Source organism: Brevibacillus sp. MER 51, assembly GCF_023714195.1.
Classification (GTDB): Bacteria; Bacillota; Bacilli; order Brevibacillales; family Brevibacillaceae; genus Brevibacillus.
Window position 1 is genome coordinate 463,148 of the sequence record NZ_JAMAUS010000003.1, and the last position, 16,319, is coordinate 479,466.

Below are 16,319 nucleotides of genomic sequence, written 5' to 3' on the forward strand. Positions count from 1 at the left end.
GTGGACCAAATACTTCAACTGATCAAAGATTACTGGCCGATTGCGCTAGGTATCATACTCATCATCATGGCTGCCCAATGGGTGGTGCGAAGTATCATTCGAATCATTTCGCTTGCAGCTATTATTGGTGTTGTGCTCGTGTTGTTTTTCCAATTCAGTCCTGAAGAAGTGATCCAAATGGGACGCCAGGCAGCCGTAGCGACACAGGAAGTCGTCGATAAGACGATTACTCCGGTATTGGACAAAGAGCTTAAGGATGCGGAAATTTCTTTCAAGGAAGATGGCACCTATGAAGTGAAGACAACGAGTATTCGTATCGTAGGGAAAAAAGGCGAATCCAAAGCGACTGTTTATTACAAGGATGAGGAATGGGAAGTAAATATCGGTCAATTGAGCAAGCTGTTCCAGGACCGACTCGGTAAAGCGGAGCAAGAAAGCAAGACCATGTAGAAAAAGAAAAACGCATGGGGCCAAAAGGTCTCATGCGTTTTTTGCTGGATAGGAGAGTGCTTCCTTTACGCTTTCGTCATATCCGGAGCTACGCGCAGTCGAGTTGCTTGCTCATAAGCATAGGCTAGACGAAGTAGAGTAGGTTCCTGGAATGCCAATCCAGTAAGCATGATACCAAATGGCTTGCCCGCGGAAGTATAGCCAGCCGGAACCGTAATCGAGGGGTAACCAGCTTTGGCTGGGATCGCATAACCCGTACTGCCGGGGTACAGGAGGGCATCGAGTTCGTGCTCCTTCATGACAGCATCAAGGCCTTGTTTTTGTGACATTTCCAAATCGAACAGGCGATTAGCCAGATACTCCGGCTCTGTCAGTGTGCCACTGGTTTGCTCGGATTCCTCCAATAACGCTTGCCCATAAAGCAGGGCTTGTTCCTCATGTGCCCGATTAAAAGTGATGACATCCTGTAAGGAGCGAATCGGGTAGGAGGCGGGTAAGGTTTTTAAGTATGCATTTACCCCAACCTTGAATTCATGTACGAGAACATGGATGTCCCAGTTGGCATTTTCTGTAGGAATGGTAACCGAATCTATGACAGTTGCACCAGCCTCTTTGAGCTTTTCTATAGCTGCTTCGTACAAGGCCATTTCTTCGTCTTCACACTCAGCCAAAAAACTGGAGCGTACAACGCCGATGCGCGCACCCCGCAATCCATCTGCATCGAGGAAGGGGAGGTAATCGGGATGACTTAGACCTTCGCTTTTTCCAGTTACCGGATCGTTTGCATCGATACCAGTAAGCGCGCCAAGCAAAATAGCTGCATCTGTCACGGTTCTCGCCATGGGTCCGGCTGTATCTTGGCTATGTGAAATCGGGATGATACCCGAACGGCTAATTAAGCCAACAGTAGGCTTGATTCCCACAAGCGAATTGTGCTCGGCTGGGTGGAGAATCGACCCGGAAGTCTCTGTGCCGACTGCCACAACGGCAAAACCTGCGGCAATCGCAGCAGCTGAACCGGAGCTAGACCCGCCTACATCGAGTACGCCAGGGCCGTATGGGTTCAACACTTGTCCACCGCGAGAGCTGTAGCCATCGGGCATATTATAGGAGACAAAGTTAGCCCATTCCGTTAGATTTGTTTTTCCTAAAATAACGGCGCCCGCCTCTCGGAGCTTTGTCACAACAAATGCATCCGCTGAGGCAAACGAATCAGCCAAAGCTAGGGCTCCAGCTGTCGTGTGCATCTTGTCAGAGGTCGCAATGTTATCCTTGATCAGTACAGGGATTCCATGAAGCGGTCCGCGACTGCCTGACACCGCTCGTTCCCGATCCAGTGACTCTGCGATCGCCAGTGCATCTGGATTTAGCTCACAAATGGCATTGATTCGGATGCCTTGTTTGTTGTAGGTGGCAATCCGCTGTAAAAAGGCGAGGGTAAGTTCCCGGGAAGTCGTGGTTCCAGCTGTCATTGCAGCTTGCCATTCGAGTATGCTCGTTTCATGAATCTCTGACATAATGTATCCCCTTTTACGAATGATTTGATTTTTATTATAGTACCAAATTCAGGTAAAGGGAAAGAGAGGGAGTGTGAGCCTTTTGCCAATAAAAAAACAAGCTGACTCTACGAGAGAATCAGCTTGTCTGTGTTCGTATTATGCGTTTGATCCAGTGGCTTGCAGCTTCGCATTTTCTTCCGCTTCTACATAACGGTTGCGAGGGTGCTCACGGCATTCATCGGAGCAAGAACGCTTGAATTTTGTCTCGCATTCTGTGCAGCAGAAGTGCTGTTTGTTGCAGAATGGGTTGGCGCAGTTTACATAGCGGTCTTCCACAGTCCCGCAGTAATGGCAACGGCCAATGACGACGTCTTCTTCTGTATGGTTGATCGGCACAGAGATGCGCTCGTCAAACACGTAGCATTTTCCATCCCACAGGCGTCCTTGGACCTCTGGATCTTTTCCATATGTGACAATTCCGCCCTCAAGGTGGTAAACATTTTCAAAACCTTGTTGCAGCAATATACCTGTCAGCTTTTCGCAACGAATACCGCCTGTACAGTAGGTGAGGACTTTTTTATCCTTGAATTGGCTCATGTTTTCACGAATCCACTCAGGGAACTCACGGGATGAATCAACTTCTGGGCGAATCGCACCACGGAAATGTCCCAAATCGTATTCGTAGTAGTTGCGACCGTCAAGGATCACGACGTCCTCTTCCTGCATCATTTCATACCATTCTTTTGGTTTCAGATAGGTGCCGACTAATTTATTCGGATCAACATCCTCTTCCAAACGCCAGGTTACAAGCTCTTTTTTCGGTCGCACAAACATTTTTTTGAACGCATGTTCTTCCGACTCATCTATTTTAAACCACATATCACTAAAACGTGGATCTTTTCGCACATATTCCATGTAGGCGTCGGTTTGCTCAATCGTTCCGGATACGGTTCCATTAATGCCTTCCGGAGCTACGATAATCCGCCCTTTCAGCCCGTTATCCTTGCAAAATTGCAGGTGCTCGGCTGCGTACTCCTCATAATTTTCAATAGGAGTATACTTGTAATACAACAAAATGCGATATGGTTTTTGTACTTGCAAGGTACAATTCCACCTTTCTTTTCAATTGTGATTTTAGATGCAACGGTGATTATACCACATTCCATTGTTAAAAGCGCTGAAAAAGAAAGGGATTTGTGAGGTTTTTATGAAATTCGGTGCTTCTTGCTGGAAGTGGATGCATCCTGTACACTATGAATGGTATTCAGCCGACAGGCTATAGAGGAGAGACTATTACATGAACATGACTAATGAGCGCCTGGTCACACAGGTGAAAATTAAAAAGCTCCACCAAGACGCCGTGATCCCAGCGTACGCGAGAGCAATGGACGCGGGCTTTGATCTGGTCGCGGTAGAGGATACATTGATTGCCCCAGGACAATCTGCAAAAGTTCCAACAGGCTTGGCTTTCGCGCTTCCAGAAGGATTTGAATTGCAAGTGCGCCCTCGTTCCGGGATCAGTGCAAAAACAAAGCTGCGGTTGTCCAATGCACCAGGGACTGTTGATGCAGGCTATCGCGGTGAAGTATGCGTCCTGATCGATAACATTCGGATCGCATCCGGAAAAAGTGGCAAGGTATGTCTGGGCGCGGGCGAAAACGAAGTAACCGTTGAACAAGAAGTCGATGCACATAGCTACTTGATCAAAAAAGGGGACCGGATCGCACAGGGTGTGATTGCAATCGTTCCAGTTGCGCAGTTCGAAGTAGTGGATGAGCTGGATGAGACTGAAAGAGGAGCGGGCGGCTTCGGAAGCAGTGGTATCAAGAGCTAATTCTATCGAGTAAAAATACAAGACCCCTGATCATCAGCCGTGTCAATGGACTTGAGCTGATGCGTCAGGGGTCATTGTTTTAATCAAGTCCTCATCCTTTGGCGGATAAAAACTGGTCAATTCTCGAAAGGTCGTCAGCCGTCAGCGAACGACCATCCGCTTTGACGAATACGCAAGGTCCATAGACCCAGTCTAAAAAACCATCGGACGTGATGGGGAAATTGTTCGCTTCCACTCCGCGAGCATCTTCATTCACGACGAGGGAGACTCCCTCCAGATGGTCATCTTCGACTACCTCATAGTCACCACCCACCAGCTCCTGCAATTCATCCGTCCCAGCGATTTCTCGGACAACTGCATTTTCATGCGGAAGTTTTATGTACACCGTAGTCAAGCGCAATCACTCCTTCTGACACCCATCATACCGTATAAGCAATGAATTGGGCGATAGGGGAGCGGATGCCTGCTGGTGTGTTGGTTATCCTATGGTTGAGAATTGAAGAAACGACTGTATTGATACTTTCAGCTTGAGGGGACATGCTGATGATATTCGTGACCGGAAAACTGTATTGGCCAGAAACATTGCCAGCGCCACCCCTATATCCCGCGCTGACCGAGGACGTGAAGTGTGATGTTCTGATCATTGGTGGCGGTGAAGCAGGAGCACTCGTTTCCTATTATTTGAAACAGCATGATATGGATGTCATCCTCGTGGATAAACGGCGGGTGAGTGGGGGCAGCAGCAGCGCTAATACCGGTTTGCTGCAAATATGCAACGATAAAACGTTGACAGCCTGCATCCATTCGTTCGGTGAGAAAAAAGGAGTGCGTTTTTACGAACTAACACGACAGGCTGTTGATGAATTGGAAAAAATCTCAGGGCAGCTAAACCAATCTCCCGATTACATAAGGCGTGACAGCTTGTATTATGCCAGTGAACCAGCTCATGCAAAGAGCTTGCGGACAGAGTACCAGTTATTGAAGAAGTACGGCTTTCCAGTCACGTATTTGGAGCGTTCAGATATAGAGCAGCGATTCTCCTTTTCGAAGGCAGGGGCTATTTTGTCCAAGGGAGATGCAGAGCTCAATCCGTACAAATTTGCCAACGGTGTGATCGCCCACTCTGTGAAAAAAGGGATGCGCGTATATGAAAACACGGAAGTCGTTCATCAAAAAGTGCAGGATGAAGGACTTTTGGTCTATACAAAAAGTGGGCACACAATCAAGTGCAGGCGTGCCGTGTTTGCTACTGGCTACGAAGCACAAAACATGAAACGCAATGCCAACGCTGTGATTTCCAGCTCGTTTTCCATCGTGACCAATCAAGTCGAAGCGCTTACGGGTTGGCCGCATGCCTGTTTAATCTGGGAAACAGCTCGTCCCTATTTGTATATCCGTACTTGTTTGGAAGGGAGAATCATTGTCGGAGGACTTGATGAGCCGTTGAGAGACTTGCAAAAGAGAGAGGCCTCCAGTCTCAAGAAGCGGGATCAATTGCTGGCAAAGATTCAAGAGTTATTTCCACAGATTCCGATGCGAGCCGAATATTATTGGGGAGCGACTTTTGTTGGAACACATGACGGACTCCCGCTGTTTGGGGAGCAGGAGGGCTATCCGCACTGCTTGTTCACGCTAGGTTACGGAGGGAACGGAACCGTTTATTCCACGATCGGCGCGCAAATCATCAGTGATCTGATTACAAAAGGAAGTCATGCGGACGCAGATCTCTTTGCTTTTGACCGGGGGAAATATGCCAGTGCCACAGTCTGATCGAAACAAGCTTTCCCATTTTAAACGGGAAGGCTTGTTTTTGGAAAGGCTATGTTAAATCCTGATGTTGATTTTTCCGATCAGAAAGCCGCCTCGTTGAAGAGGCGGCTTATTTTGCTATCGTATTTTCAGTTAATTTAAACGTCACTTATTTATTGCCGAGTTGTTCCGCCAATCCAATTAGAAGTCCATCTTTTCCACGAATGTAGCAGAGCCGATAGGAGTCCTCGTACTGAACCACTTCGCCAACGAGCTGAGCACCATGCTTGGTGAGTCTGGATACCATTTCGTCAATGTCTTCAACAGCGAACATGACGCGTAGATAACCGAGGGCATTTACTGGAGCAGCTCGGTGATCTGATATGGTAGGTGGGGTGAGAAATTGAGAAAGTTCAAGTCGGCTGTGGCCATCTGGGGTAACCATCATAGCAATCTCTACACACTGTGAACCCAGCCCGGTTACACGACCAGCCCATTCACCTTCGACAGTAGCTCGCCCTTCGAGCTTCAAGCCGATCTCCTCGAAGAAAGAGATTGATTCATCAAGGGATTCTACAACGATGCCAACATTGTCCATTCTTAACAATTTGTTTTTTGCCATAGTTTTATCTCCTTATGTGAACAAATTTTTAACATCTGAGCAGAAAGCCGAAGTTTGTCATTCGTGTCGGTCTCAGAAAACAGACATGATATCACCAACATATTTTTCTTATTCGATGCTGTATTCTCATATTCCTTGCTGTCTAAGTACCGAAACCAAGCCAAATAATGTTGCAATATCCATTTTTTAAGCGGCTGTGGTAGCTGTTTGCGTTTTGGATATGGTACACGTTGCTGCTCACCCTCATTACAGAAAGATAATTCGTTTCTATCCACTATCAACAACAATGCTTAACATAGCCTTTTGAAAAAATCAGAACGGGCGGGCCCAAATTTGCTGGATAGGCGAATAACATTTGAACGTGGCCTACCTGCCTAGCATAGGGTAGATGGAAATATCGTTGACAGGAATGAAAAGGCAGGTATAATTTCAATAACAGAGTATTCCGAGTAAATTACTATAGATTAAAAGAGGAGTGAAGGTGAGCTGTATGAAAACCACGAAAGGCAAGGTCCAGACGATCCTGCAACGCGTAGGTATCGTTGCTATGGCGGCTGCAATGGCTGGCTGCTCGGCTGCTGCACCAGCAGAAACTGGTAGTGGAGCGGGGAGCAGCAATTCTACGGTAGAGCTGCTCAATGTTTCCTACGATCCTACGCGGGAGTTTTACCAAGATATCAACAAGGAGTTTGCCTCAGAGTGGCAACAAAAGACAGGTCAAACAGTGACGATCAAGCAATCACATGGTGGTTCAGGCAAGCAATCCCGCTCCGTCATTGATGGATTGGAAGCAGATGTAGTTACCCTCGCCCTTGCCTATGATATTGACGCGATTGCCGAACGCGATCTGATTCCGGCTGATTGGCAAAAGAAGCTCTCAGACAACAGCTCGCCTTATACTTCCACGATTGTGTTTCTCGTGCGCAAAGGCAATCCCAAGCAAATCAAAGATTGGGATGATTTGATCAAGCCTGGAATCTCCGTAATCACTCCGAACCCGAAAACGTCTGGGGGAGCCAGATGGAATTACTTGGCTGCCTGGGGTTACGCCTTGAAGACAAATGGGGGAGATGAAGGGAAGGCACAAGAATTCGTAGCACAATTGTTTAAAAATGTCCCCGTTCTCGATTCTGGGGCACGTGGTTCGACTACTACGTTTGTCGAGCGTGGCATTGGGGATGTGCTGATTGCATGGGAAAACGAAGCGTATCTCGCGGTCAATGAGCTTGGCAAAGACAAGTTTGAGATTGTAAATCCGTCCGTGAGCATTTTGGCTGAACCGCCTGTCACCCTCGTTGACAAATACGCTGACAAACACAAGACAAAAGAAGTAGCAGAAGCATACCTCCAGTTCCTGTATACCAAAAAAGGCCAAGAGCTCGCAGCCAAGCATTACTATCGCCCTCGTTCGCAGGAAGTACTCAAGGCACATAAACCCGCATTCCCTGACATTCAACTGTTTACCATTGATGAGTTGTTTGGTGGCTGGACGAAAGCACAAAAGACTCATTTTGCAGATCAAGGCGTCTTCGATCAACTTTATAAACCATAGACCTACACTTTCCTCAGAGGAGTTACCTTCATGAGAAAATCACTCCACAACAGAGGGTTTCTGCCAGGCTTTGGCATGACCATGGGCTATACAATCATCTACCTGAGTCTTCTGGTGCTGATCCCTCTGTCTGTCTTGTTTTTAAAAGCCTCAACGATGAGTTGGGAGCAATTCATAGGGACGATTATGGATACGAGGGTCCTTGCCTCCATTCGTGTGAGTATTATGACTTCTTTTTTTGCGGCTTGTCTTAATGCAGTGTTCGGGGTTTTGGTGGCATGGGTGTTGGTTCGCTATCAGTTTATGGGGAAGCGGATCATAGACGGCATTGTTGATCTGCCATTTGCTTTACCTACCGCTGTAGGCGGGATTGCCCTGACTTCTATTTACGCTGAAAATGGCTGGATCGGGCAGTACCTGGCGGAGTGGGGGATCAAGGTAGCGTACACCCCGATTGGTATATGGGTGGCACTAACATTTATCGGTCTTCCTTTTGTCGTCAGAACCGTTCAGCCTGTTTTGCAGGATTGGGATTTGCAAATGGAGGAAGCGGCGGCTACGTTGGGTGCTACTCGATGGAATACATTTTGGCGGGTGGTTTTGCCGCATCTGTTACCGGCGATCATTACGGGTTTTGCGCTCGCCTTTGCCAGAGCACTGGGAGAGTATGGCTCCGTCGTGTTCATCTCCGGGAACATGCCGTTAAAAACAGAGATTGTACCCCTCTTGATTATGACCAAGCTGGAGCAGTTTGATTATGCAGGCGCTACGGCAATTGCAACTATCATGCTTGTGATTTCCTTCGTCATGCTTTTGATCATCAACTACTTGCAATGGAAAATCAATAAATTCGATGCGGCTCGTTAGGAGGTATGACGCGTATGAAGCATTTAACGGAGCCAGCCTATATCCGATGGACACTGATTATCGTGGCCTTGCTCTTTCTCGGCTTGTTTTTGATCCTGCCGCTGGTAGCTGTTTTTACGGAAGCGTTTCGGCAAGGGGCGGAGGTGTTCGTAGCATCTATTACGGAGGAGGAAACGTTATCTGCAGTCAAGCTCACCTTGCTAGTCGCAGCTATTAGCGTACCGCTGAATGTGACGTTCGGGATCGCTGCTGCATGGGCAATCGCCAAATTTTCGTTCCCGGGAAAAAATGTGTTGCTTACGTTGATAGACTTGCCATTTGCCGTATCTCCCGTCATTGCGGGCCTTATCTTTGTCCTCTTGTTTGGGAGTCAAGGTGTGGCGGCGCCCTTGCTTGAGGCTTGGGATTTCAAAATCATTTTCGCGGTTCCAGGTATCGTGCTCGCGACGACCTTTGTTACGTTCCCGTTCGTTGCTCGTGAACTGATTCCGGTCATGGAAGCACAGGGAAGAGACGAGGAGGAAGCAGCAGTTTCGCTCGGGGCGAGCGGCTGGAAAACATTTTTACGTGTCACGCTGCCAAACGTAAAATGGGGGCTCCTGTACGGGGTCATTTTGTGTAATGCCCGCGCCATGGGTGAATTCGGGGCAGTATCCGTCGTTTCTGGTCATATCCGCGGCATGACCAATACGCTCCCGTTGCATGTGGAGATTCTCTACAACGAATATCAATTCGCTGCTGCCTTTGCGGTAGCCACCTTGCTTGCTGCCTTAGCTTTAGTGACACTTATTCTGAAAAGCTTGATCGAGTGGAAAACCGAGCGGCAGGCAAAGCTGGATGAGGAACAACACTACGACGTGACAGGAGAGAGAGCCGGATGAGTATTGAGGTAGTGAACATTACGAAGTCATATAAAAGCTTTACGGCACTGAAAAATGTAAATCTGCACATCCCGGAAGGCGAACTCGTAGCGCTTCTCGGGCCTTCCGGATCGGGAAAGACGACTCTTTTGCGTCTCATCGCTGGACTGGAGCAACCGCAGGAGGGGAGCATTCTCTTTCACGGAGAGGATAATACGAACCGTGACGTGCGCGAGCGGCAGGTAGGGTTTGTTTTTCAGCATTACGCCTTGTTTCGGCATATGAACATCTTTGACAACATCGCGTTTGGATTGTCCGTGCGCTCCCGCAAAACACGACCGAGCAAGGAGGAAATCAGTGAAAAGGTTCATTCGCTGTTAAAACTCGTTCAGCTAGAAGGTCTTGCACATCGCTATCCCTCACAGCTATCCGGTGGGCAGCGCCAGCGTGTTGCATTGGCGAGGGCGTTGGCAGTGGAACCAAAATTTTTGCTGCTGGATGAACCGTTTGGCGCTTTGGATACGAAAGTGAGACAGGAGCTGCGTCGCTGGCTCCGTCATCTGCACGGGAAGCTCGGGTTAACGATTCTATTCGTCACACACGATCAGGAGGAAGCGATGGAATTGGCGGATCAGGTTGTTGTGATGAATGAAGGGCGAGTGGAGCAGGTCGGTTCGCCCGAAGAAATTTATCATTATCCGGCGAATCCATTCGTGTACAGCTTTCTCGGACGGGTCAATCTGTTTCACGGACGAATCCAAAATGGCAAAATCAAGCTCGGAGAAGCAGAGTTCGAGACGGATTGGAAGGATAAGGCGGTGGAGGCTCCCGCTGTCGGATACATGCGGCCACATGATGTAGAGATTTCATTGCGCGCGCCAGAGGGGAAGTCTGCCAGATCTGTTCAGGCTGAGATCAACCATATTTCTCTCTTGGGGCCGATCGTTCGCCTTGACCTGAAGCGATTGGACACGGAGGAAGTATTTGAGGCAGAGATGAGCAGGCAGCGCTTTATGGAGTTGAACGTAGAAGAGGGGAGCATTGTATACGTGACGTTGCACAATGTATCGATCTATGTAGATTCCCAGCCTGTACAGACACAACGCCCTGCCCTCGTTCCGCTGCAGGCCAGTGTTTGATCCAAGCATGGCAAATAAACCGGTCTGCATATGCCGCAGGCCGGTTTTTGATTGGAGGCACTCGCTACTCGCCGCGTTGCTTGGAGCGTGTCTGTTCTTTGCTAAGTGTGTTGGAAGACCGTGTTTGCGAAGGGTTTTCTTTCTTTCCCATCTCATTTTTTACACCATTTTGCTTGGACATATCGTAAGCCTCCTTCCCGCTGGATTGCCATGGTAGTTTTCCCTGCCAAAGTCCATTTCATGAATCAAGTATTTTTTGCTGTGCAGCCAAATCGTTTATCTTTTGCAAAATGAGGTCATCTCTGGTAAGATAAGTGTTTGAACGATTCAAAAAAGGCAGGTATTGCGACGATGATAAGCACTCAGAACGTGACGCTGCGCTACGGCAAGCGCGCACTGTTTGAAGATGTATCCATTAAGTTTACCCCAGGTAACTGTTACGGCCTCATCGGTGCGAACGGTGCAGGGAAGTCTACCTTCGTGAAGATCCTCTCCGGAGAGATCGAGCCGACGAGCGGTCACGTTTCGGTGACACCGGGCGAGCGTATCGCTGTATTAAAGCAGAACCACTTTGAATTCGACGAGTACGAAGTGTTAAAAACGGTTATTATGGGCCACAAGCGCCTGTTCGAGATCATGGAAGAGAAGACCGCTCTTTACATGAAAGAAGATTTCTCCGAGGAAGACGGCAATCGCGCGTCTCAGCTTGAGGGAGAATTCGAAGAGCTGAACGGCTGGATGGCCGAAGCAGATGCAGCTAGCTTGCTGATCGGCCTCGGTATCCCGACAGACCTGCACGACAAGCAGATGAAGGACCTCTCTGGAACGGAGAAGGTACGCGTTCTGTTGGCGCAAGCGCTGTTCGGTAATCCGCACATCCTGCTCTTGGATGAGCCGACGAACCACTTGGACATCGAGTCAATTCGTTGGTTGGAAAACTTCCTGGCGGATTATGAGAACACCGTCATCGTTGTATCCCATGACCGTCACTTCCTGAACAAGGTATGTACGCACATTGCGGATATTGACTTTGGCAAAATCCAAATGTACGTAGGTAACTACGACTTCTGGTACGAATCCAGCCAATTGGCGCTGAAAATGGTTCGTGATCAGAATAAGAAGAAAGAAGAAAAAATGAAGGAACTGCAAGAGTTTATTGCGCGTTTCTCTGCGAATGCTTCCAAGTCAAAGCAGGCGACCTCGCGTAAAAAGCTGTTGGAGAAAATTACGTTGGAAGACATTCGTCCTTCCAGCCGTAAGTATCCGTTCATCAACTTCAAGCCAGAGCGTGAAGCGGGTAAAAACCTCGTAGCGATTGAAGGCTTGAGCAAGACGATTGAAGGCGAAAAACTGTTTGAAAACCTTCACCTCACCATCAACAAAGGGGACAAAGTTGCGTTTGTCGGACCGAATGAGCTGGCGAAAACAACCTTCTTCCAAATTTTGATGGGCGAAGTTCAGCCTGATAGCGGTTCTTTCGAATGGGGCGTTACGACTTCCCAAGCGTACTTCCCAAAAGACAATGCGGAGTACTTTAACTCTGACTTGAGTCTGGTTGACTGGCTGCGCCAATACTCCAAAGATCAAGACGAAACATTCATTCGTGGATTCCTTGGTCGCATGCTGTTCTCTGGAGATGAAGCGCTGAAAAAGGCAAACGTACTGTCCGGGGGAGAAAAGGTTCGTTGCATGCTGTCCAAGATGATGCTGGCGAGCGCCAATGTATTGATCATGGACGAACCGACGAACCACTTGGATTTGGAATCCATTACTGCATTGAACAACGGCTTGATTGAGTTCGACGGTACACTCCTGTTCGTATCTCATGACCACCAGTTCGTCCAAACGATTGCGAACCGGATCATTGAGTTCACGCCGAAGGGGGTCATTGATAAAATGATGACGTATGACGAATACCTGGAGAGCGATGAAATCAAACGCCTGCGTGACGAGCATTACGCGTAAGCTGCCTACGACATATAAAAAGCCCTTGGCTTCGCACAAATCGTGCAGAAGTCATGGGCTTTTTCTCATGTGACGGGGTCTTCCACGAACTCGATTTTGTTAAGAAACGCTTCCTTGCTCGAGAAAATAACACGCTCTTTTCGTGGGGAAGTAAAGAACACCACGATATACTGGTCATCGATATATTCTACCGTGCCGCGTTTCTTTGGTCTTTGTATCGTCTTCACGGGTTTATTCAACCACTCGTTCATCTGCTGTTCCTCCTACCTGATTTTCCCATTCATTATACCAAGTTTAATGACGATGCCCAATGACATGTGCAGTTATGGCGATGCGAAGCAGCATTTGATCGTGCCCGTTTTCCGCATTCAATCCGGTCCACTCGCGGATGAGCTGAATGCGGTATTTGATTGTATTTTTATGGACATACAAACGACGCGCGGCTTCGGCGTAATTACCATCCGCTTGCAAAAACACTTGCAAGGTTTGTAGTAGCTGTCCGTTTTTTTCTCGATCATAGCTTTGGATTTTACCGAGACATTCTTCTGAAAAGGCTTGGGCTTCTGTCGCAGGATCGACTGCGTACATGATTCGCTCAAGTCCCAAGTCGTGGTAGCTTTTGACGCGAAAAGAAGCGGCGTTGGCTGGGCTTGCCGAATGTAATGCGGTTTGCAAGCTGACTACTGCTTCCCGATAACTGCGAACGATGCCTTCCCGTTCAGGATGATATCGCCCAATTCCTGCAAAGACGGGCTGATCCAATTGCTTGGTGAACGTCTGTAAGCACTGTTCTTGCAGCCATTGCGAGAGCGATTCAGTGGGTGAATGGTTAGATTTCGGCACGAGCAAGAGGACACGATTTTCCTGATCCAATCCATACAGAATCGCTCCATTGGAAGAAAAATAGCTGTGAAACGCGTTCAGAAGATGATGATTTTCTTGCCAAAGTTCCATGCCGGTTTTGTCATGAGGGGAGGTGCTTAGGAGCATAGCGACATAGTGATCGGACAACTCCCAGCCGACTTCATCCGCCTTTCGCATGAGCATTTCGTGTGAGACGATCTGCCCACTGACGAGTTGTTGCAAAAAATCATTGCGAAAACGTTGGAATGTTTCCTGGATGGCTCGTTGTCGCTGCATTTCAAGGGACAAGAGGGCAGCACTTTGCTCGATGGCGACTTTTTCCCACGCGTATAGATCACGCTCCCGCTGTCCAATGATGATGGTTCCCTGCACGATTTGGTCGTGGAGAAGCCACCGGACATGGATTCCCTCTTTTTGTTTGCTAAGCGGCTCTTGTGTTAGTCGGATCGGGGCGCGTTGACCGTACCGCTTGTCCAATGAATCATCGCGTGGGATCGAACCAAACGAGGAATCCCATTTCCATTTATGCTGGGGGACATGGATGGAGACAGGAGCAGCAAGGATATCGGACAGTAAATCTGTCAATGTAGAAATCGGAGCTCCTCCCGTCAAAAAGTGATGGAACCGTTCATAAATGGCATGGGTTCTGTCCAACTCGATGCGCTGTTTGTCATTGATGTACTGAACGACTGGCACGATAACATCTGACCAAGCTTTTTCCATCGGAAAGGACAGGATGGGAAATGCTTTTTTCGTAGCGTGGGAGAGAACGGCTTCAGGAAGATTCTCGATGTATCGACCTAATTTGATGGCGAGCCCAGGTGTACCGATGGCGACTAGCTCATCGATGAGTGTTATCAGTCGTTTTGTACATGGTTTTTGCTGAGAGAGGAATGGAAAGCCTGTCGTCAGAACGAATTCACCAGATCGCAACCACCTATGGCCATCGGGAGAATCAAAGGAAGTAACATTCAACAGCTCATTTTCTAAAGAGTCCGCGCCTGCAAGCACTGACGATTCATCAAAGCCACCAACTTGTATGAGCTCACGGACAGTAATCATTACGCTCACCATGCCTTCTTCATCTTTTGGCTACTCGCACAAAACCCCGTTCCGTTTTCTGGCCATGTGAACAAAGGAACTATTTGAATTTTTAGATAATACTAATGTACATGTCCAGGATGTGTACAGGCAATGGGACAAATCGAGCAAACTGGGGGGAGTCGTATGAAAGCGAGAGATTGGCTAGGGGTACTGCCATTCATTGGGATGCTGGGAGGAATTCCGTTTGTGAATCGGGTTGAGCCTTACGTATTAGGCATGCCGTTTGTCCTGTTTTGGATTGTTCTCTGGGTAGTCTTAACTTCCGTTATCATGGCATTCCTCAACAAAATCGATCCTGCTACGAAGGAGGACGGCCAATGAATATCGCCTTGATCATTATTTTTGCCTTTTTATTGCTGTCCTTCTATTCCGGTATTCGTGCGCAACAAGGGAAAGACATGAATATGGAACAATGGACCGTTGGCGGCAGAGGATTCGGTTCGATCTTTATTTTCTTGCTGGTAGCAGGCGAAATTTATACGACATTCACCTTCTTGGGGGGCAGTGGTTGGGCGTACTCCAAAGGGGCACCTTCTTACTACGTTCTCTCTTATATTTCCCTCGCCTATGTCATTTCCTACTGGCTCTTGCCGCCGATTTGGCAGTATGCCAAAGAGCACAGGCTCGTCTCCCAATCCGATTTTTTTGTAAGCAAGTACAAGAGTCCGATACTCGGCATTTTGGTCGCAGCAGTCGGAGTCATTGCGATTATTCCGTATCTCGTCCTCCAATTCAAAGGGCTGGGGATCATCGTATCGGAAGCATCCTATGGCTCGATTTCGCCTGCTGCTGCGATATGGATCGGGGTCATTGTTGTGACCATTTACGTCATGATCTCAGGAATTCACGGTTCGGCTTGGACGGCGGCGATCAAGGACATCATGATTTTCTTTGTCGTCGTTTTCCTCGGGCTTTATCTTCCGTTTCATTACTACGGGGGCATCCAGCCAATGTTTGAAGCCGTACAAGCCTCCAATCCTGGTTTCTTGACGTTCCCTGAGGAGGGTTTAAGCATTTCCTGGTACATTTCGACGGTGCTGGTAACGGTGTTCGGCTTTTACATGTGGCCGCATACGTTCGGCTCTGTGTTCTCTGCGAAAAATGCGAATGTGTTCCGCAAAAATACGATCATGCTGCCGCTCTATACCTTGATGCTTTTGTTTGTGTTTTTTGTCGGCTTTACGGCGATCCTGCAAGTCCCCGGTTTAAAAGGGGCGGACGGTGATTTGTCCTTGCTTCGTCTGTCGTTGCAAACATTCGATCCGTGGGTAGTCGGGATCATTGGAGCAGCAGGCTTACTAACGGCACTCGTACCAGGCTCGATGCTATTGATGACAGGGGCGACGCTTTTGGCGAAAAATGTGTACAAAGTTATGGCTCCGCACACATCTGACGTACAAATCGCCCGGATTGCCAAATGGTTGGTGCCTGTCATCTCGTTGATCTCGCTGTATTTTGCACTGAGTGGGGGAGATACGCTCGTTACGTTGCTATTAATGGGCTACAGCTTGGTCACACAGTTGTTTCCAGCCTTGCTTTTTAGTCTTCCTGCCAAGCCGTGGGTGAATAAATACGGAGCGTTTGCCGGAATTTTATGTGGGGTGTCAACCGTTGCGTATGTGACTATTTTCCAAGTGACGATTGCGACCCTGTTCCCGAATTGGCCAGCCGTTGTCAAAGACTTGAACATTGGTGTCGTGGCATTGCTAGTCAATCTTGTCGTGATGTTTACTGTGACGTTTGTGACGAGGAATCTTTTTGCACTGAATCGTCATGCTGCAAACACAGAAGGGACACCAACTCTTTAATACTAA

16 protein-coding genes and 1 pseudogene are annotated in these 16,319 nt (G+C 48.3%); 10 read left to right on the forward strand and 7 right to left on the reverse strand.

Translation table 11 applies throughout. From position 1 onward, the window contains the following. Positions 1-450 (forward strand): hypothetical protein, encoded by a 450-nt coding sequence (locus tag M3630_RS09420; RefSeq protein ID WP_251251906.1) that lies wholly within the window; start codon positions 1-3, stop codon positions 448-450. Positions 451-515: 65 nt separating this feature from the next. Here the strand turns inward: M3630_RS09420 and M3630_RS09425 are convergent, their stop codons facing one another. Both M3630_RS09425 and trhO read right to left on the reverse strand, forming a co-directional pair. Next, complete coding sequence (locus tag M3630_RS09425) at positions 516-1,967, reverse strand: amidase family protein (RefSeq protein ID WP_251251907.1); 1,452 nt, start codon at positions 1,965-1,967, stop codon at positions 516-518. Positions 1,968-2,105: 138 nt separating this feature from the next. Beyond that, positions 2,106-3,050 carry an oxygen-dependent tRNA uridine(34) hydroxylase TrhO gene (trhO, locus tag M3630_RS09430; protein WP_173609443.1) on the reverse strand — a complete coding sequence of 315 codons (945 nt, stop codon included), beginning with the start codon at positions 3,048-3,050 and terminating at the stop codon, positions 2,106-2,108. Between the two features lie 196 nt (positions 3,051-3,246). Between trhO and dut the strand changes: the two genes are divergently transcribed. Continuing rightward, positions 3,247-3,783, forward strand: a complete 537-nt coding sequence (gene dut / locus M3630_RS09435; RefSeq protein ID WP_173609442.1) for a dUTP diphosphatase — start codon at positions 3,247-3,249, stop codon at positions 3,781-3,783. A gap of 91 nt (positions 3,784-3,874) precedes the next feature. Here dut and M3630_RS09440 read toward each other — a convergent pair whose 3' ends face one another. Beyond that, positions 3,875-4,168: a DUF3846 domain-containing protein gene (locus M3630_RS09440; RefSeq protein WP_251251963.1), complete on the reverse strand. Its 294-nt coding sequence runs from the start codon at positions 4,166-4,168 to the stop codon at positions 3,875-3,877. A gap of 158 nt (positions 4,169-4,326) precedes the next feature. Between M3630_RS09440 and M3630_RS09445 the strand changes: the two genes are divergently transcribed. Further along, positions 4,327-5,553, forward strand: coding sequence for an NAD(P)/FAD-dependent oxidoreductase (locus M3630_RS09445; protein WP_251251908.1), 1,227 nt, complete (start codon positions 4,327-4,329; stop codon positions 5,551-5,553). A 148-nt stretch (positions 5,554-5,701) separates the two neighbouring features. Here M3630_RS09445 and M3630_RS09450 read toward each other — a convergent pair whose 3' ends face one another. Beyond that, positions 5,702-6,154 (reverse strand): VOC family protein, encoded by a 453-nt coding sequence (locus M3630_RS09450; RefSeq protein ID WP_251251909.1) that lies wholly within the window; start codon positions 6,152-6,154, stop codon positions 5,702-5,704. Positions 6,155-6,248: 94 nt separating this feature from the next. Then, a pseudogene (locus tag M3630_RS31325) lies at positions 6,249-6,383 on the reverse strand (IS1595 family transposase); the annotation flags it as partial. A 330-nt stretch (positions 6,384-6,713) separates the two neighbouring features. On the opposite strand from M3630_RS31325, the gene M3630_RS09460 reads away from it, so the two are divergent. The 5 genes from M3630_RS09460 to M3630_RS09480 all read left to right on the forward strand — a co-directional run bounded on the left by M3630_RS09460 (position 6,714) and on the right by M3630_RS09480 (position 12,537). Beyond that, positions 6,714-7,706, forward strand: coding sequence for a sulfate ABC transporter substrate-binding protein (locus tag M3630_RS09460; protein ID WP_483298459.1), 993 nt, complete (start codon positions 6,714-6,716; stop codon positions 7,704-7,706). Between the two features lie 30 nt (positions 7,707-7,736). Next, positions 7,737-8,573, forward strand: a complete 837-nt coding sequence (cysT, locus tag M3630_RS09465) for a sulfate ABC transporter permease subunit CysT (RefSeq protein WP_221867073.1) — start codon at positions 7,737-7,739, stop codon at positions 8,571-8,573. A gap of 14 nt (positions 8,574-8,587) precedes the next feature. Continuing rightward, positions 8,588-9,454 (forward strand): sulfate ABC transporter permease subunit CysW, encoded by an 867-nt coding sequence (gene cysW / locus M3630_RS09470; protein WP_173609436.1) that lies wholly within the window; start codon positions 8,588-8,590, stop codon positions 9,452-9,454. After that, a complete protein-coding gene (locus tag M3630_RS09475; RefSeq protein WP_221867072.1) occupies positions 9,451-10,572 on the forward strand; it encodes a sulfate/molybdate ABC transporter ATP-binding protein in 1,122 nt (373 codons plus the stop codon). The genes cysW and M3630_RS09475 overlap by 4 nt, the downstream gene beginning before the upstream one ends. A gap of 351 nt (positions 10,573-10,923) precedes the next feature. Continuing rightward, positions 10,924-12,537 (forward strand): ABC-F family ATP-binding cassette domain-containing protein, encoded by a 1,614-nt coding sequence (locus M3630_RS09480; protein WP_047069488.1) that lies wholly within the window; start codon positions 10,924-10,926, stop codon positions 12,535-12,537. Positions 12,538-12,602: 65 nt separating this feature from the next. On the opposite strand, the gene M3630_RS09485 is transcribed toward M3630_RS09480, so the two are convergent. After that, a complete protein-coding gene (locus M3630_RS09485; protein WP_048032716.1) occupies positions 12,603-12,788 on the reverse strand; it encodes a hypothetical protein in 186 nt (61 codons plus the stop codon). Between the two features lie 43 nt (positions 12,789-12,831). Next, positions 12,832-14,475: a PucR family transcriptional regulator gene (locus M3630_RS09490; protein WP_251251911.1), complete on the reverse strand. Its 1,644-nt coding sequence runs from the start codon at positions 14,473-14,475 to the stop codon at positions 12,832-12,834. Positions 14,476-14,628: 153 nt separating this feature from the next. Between M3630_RS09490 and M3630_RS09495 the strand changes: the two genes are divergently transcribed. Then, positions 14,629-14,826 (forward strand): DUF3311 domain-containing protein, encoded by a 198-nt coding sequence (locus M3630_RS09495; protein ID WP_026043050.1) that lies wholly within the window; start codon positions 14,629-14,631, stop codon positions 14,824-14,826. Beyond that, the gene (locus M3630_RS09500; protein WP_251251912.1) at positions 14,823-16,313 is read left to right on the forward strand and encodes a sodium:solute symporter family protein; all 1,491 of its coding nucleotides are present in this window, start codon (positions 14,823-14,825) and stop codon (positions 16,311-16,313) included. Before M3630_RS09495 ends, M3630_RS09500 begins: the two co-directional genes overlap by 4 nt. The last annotated feature ends 6 nt before the right edge of the window (positions 16,314-16,319 follow it).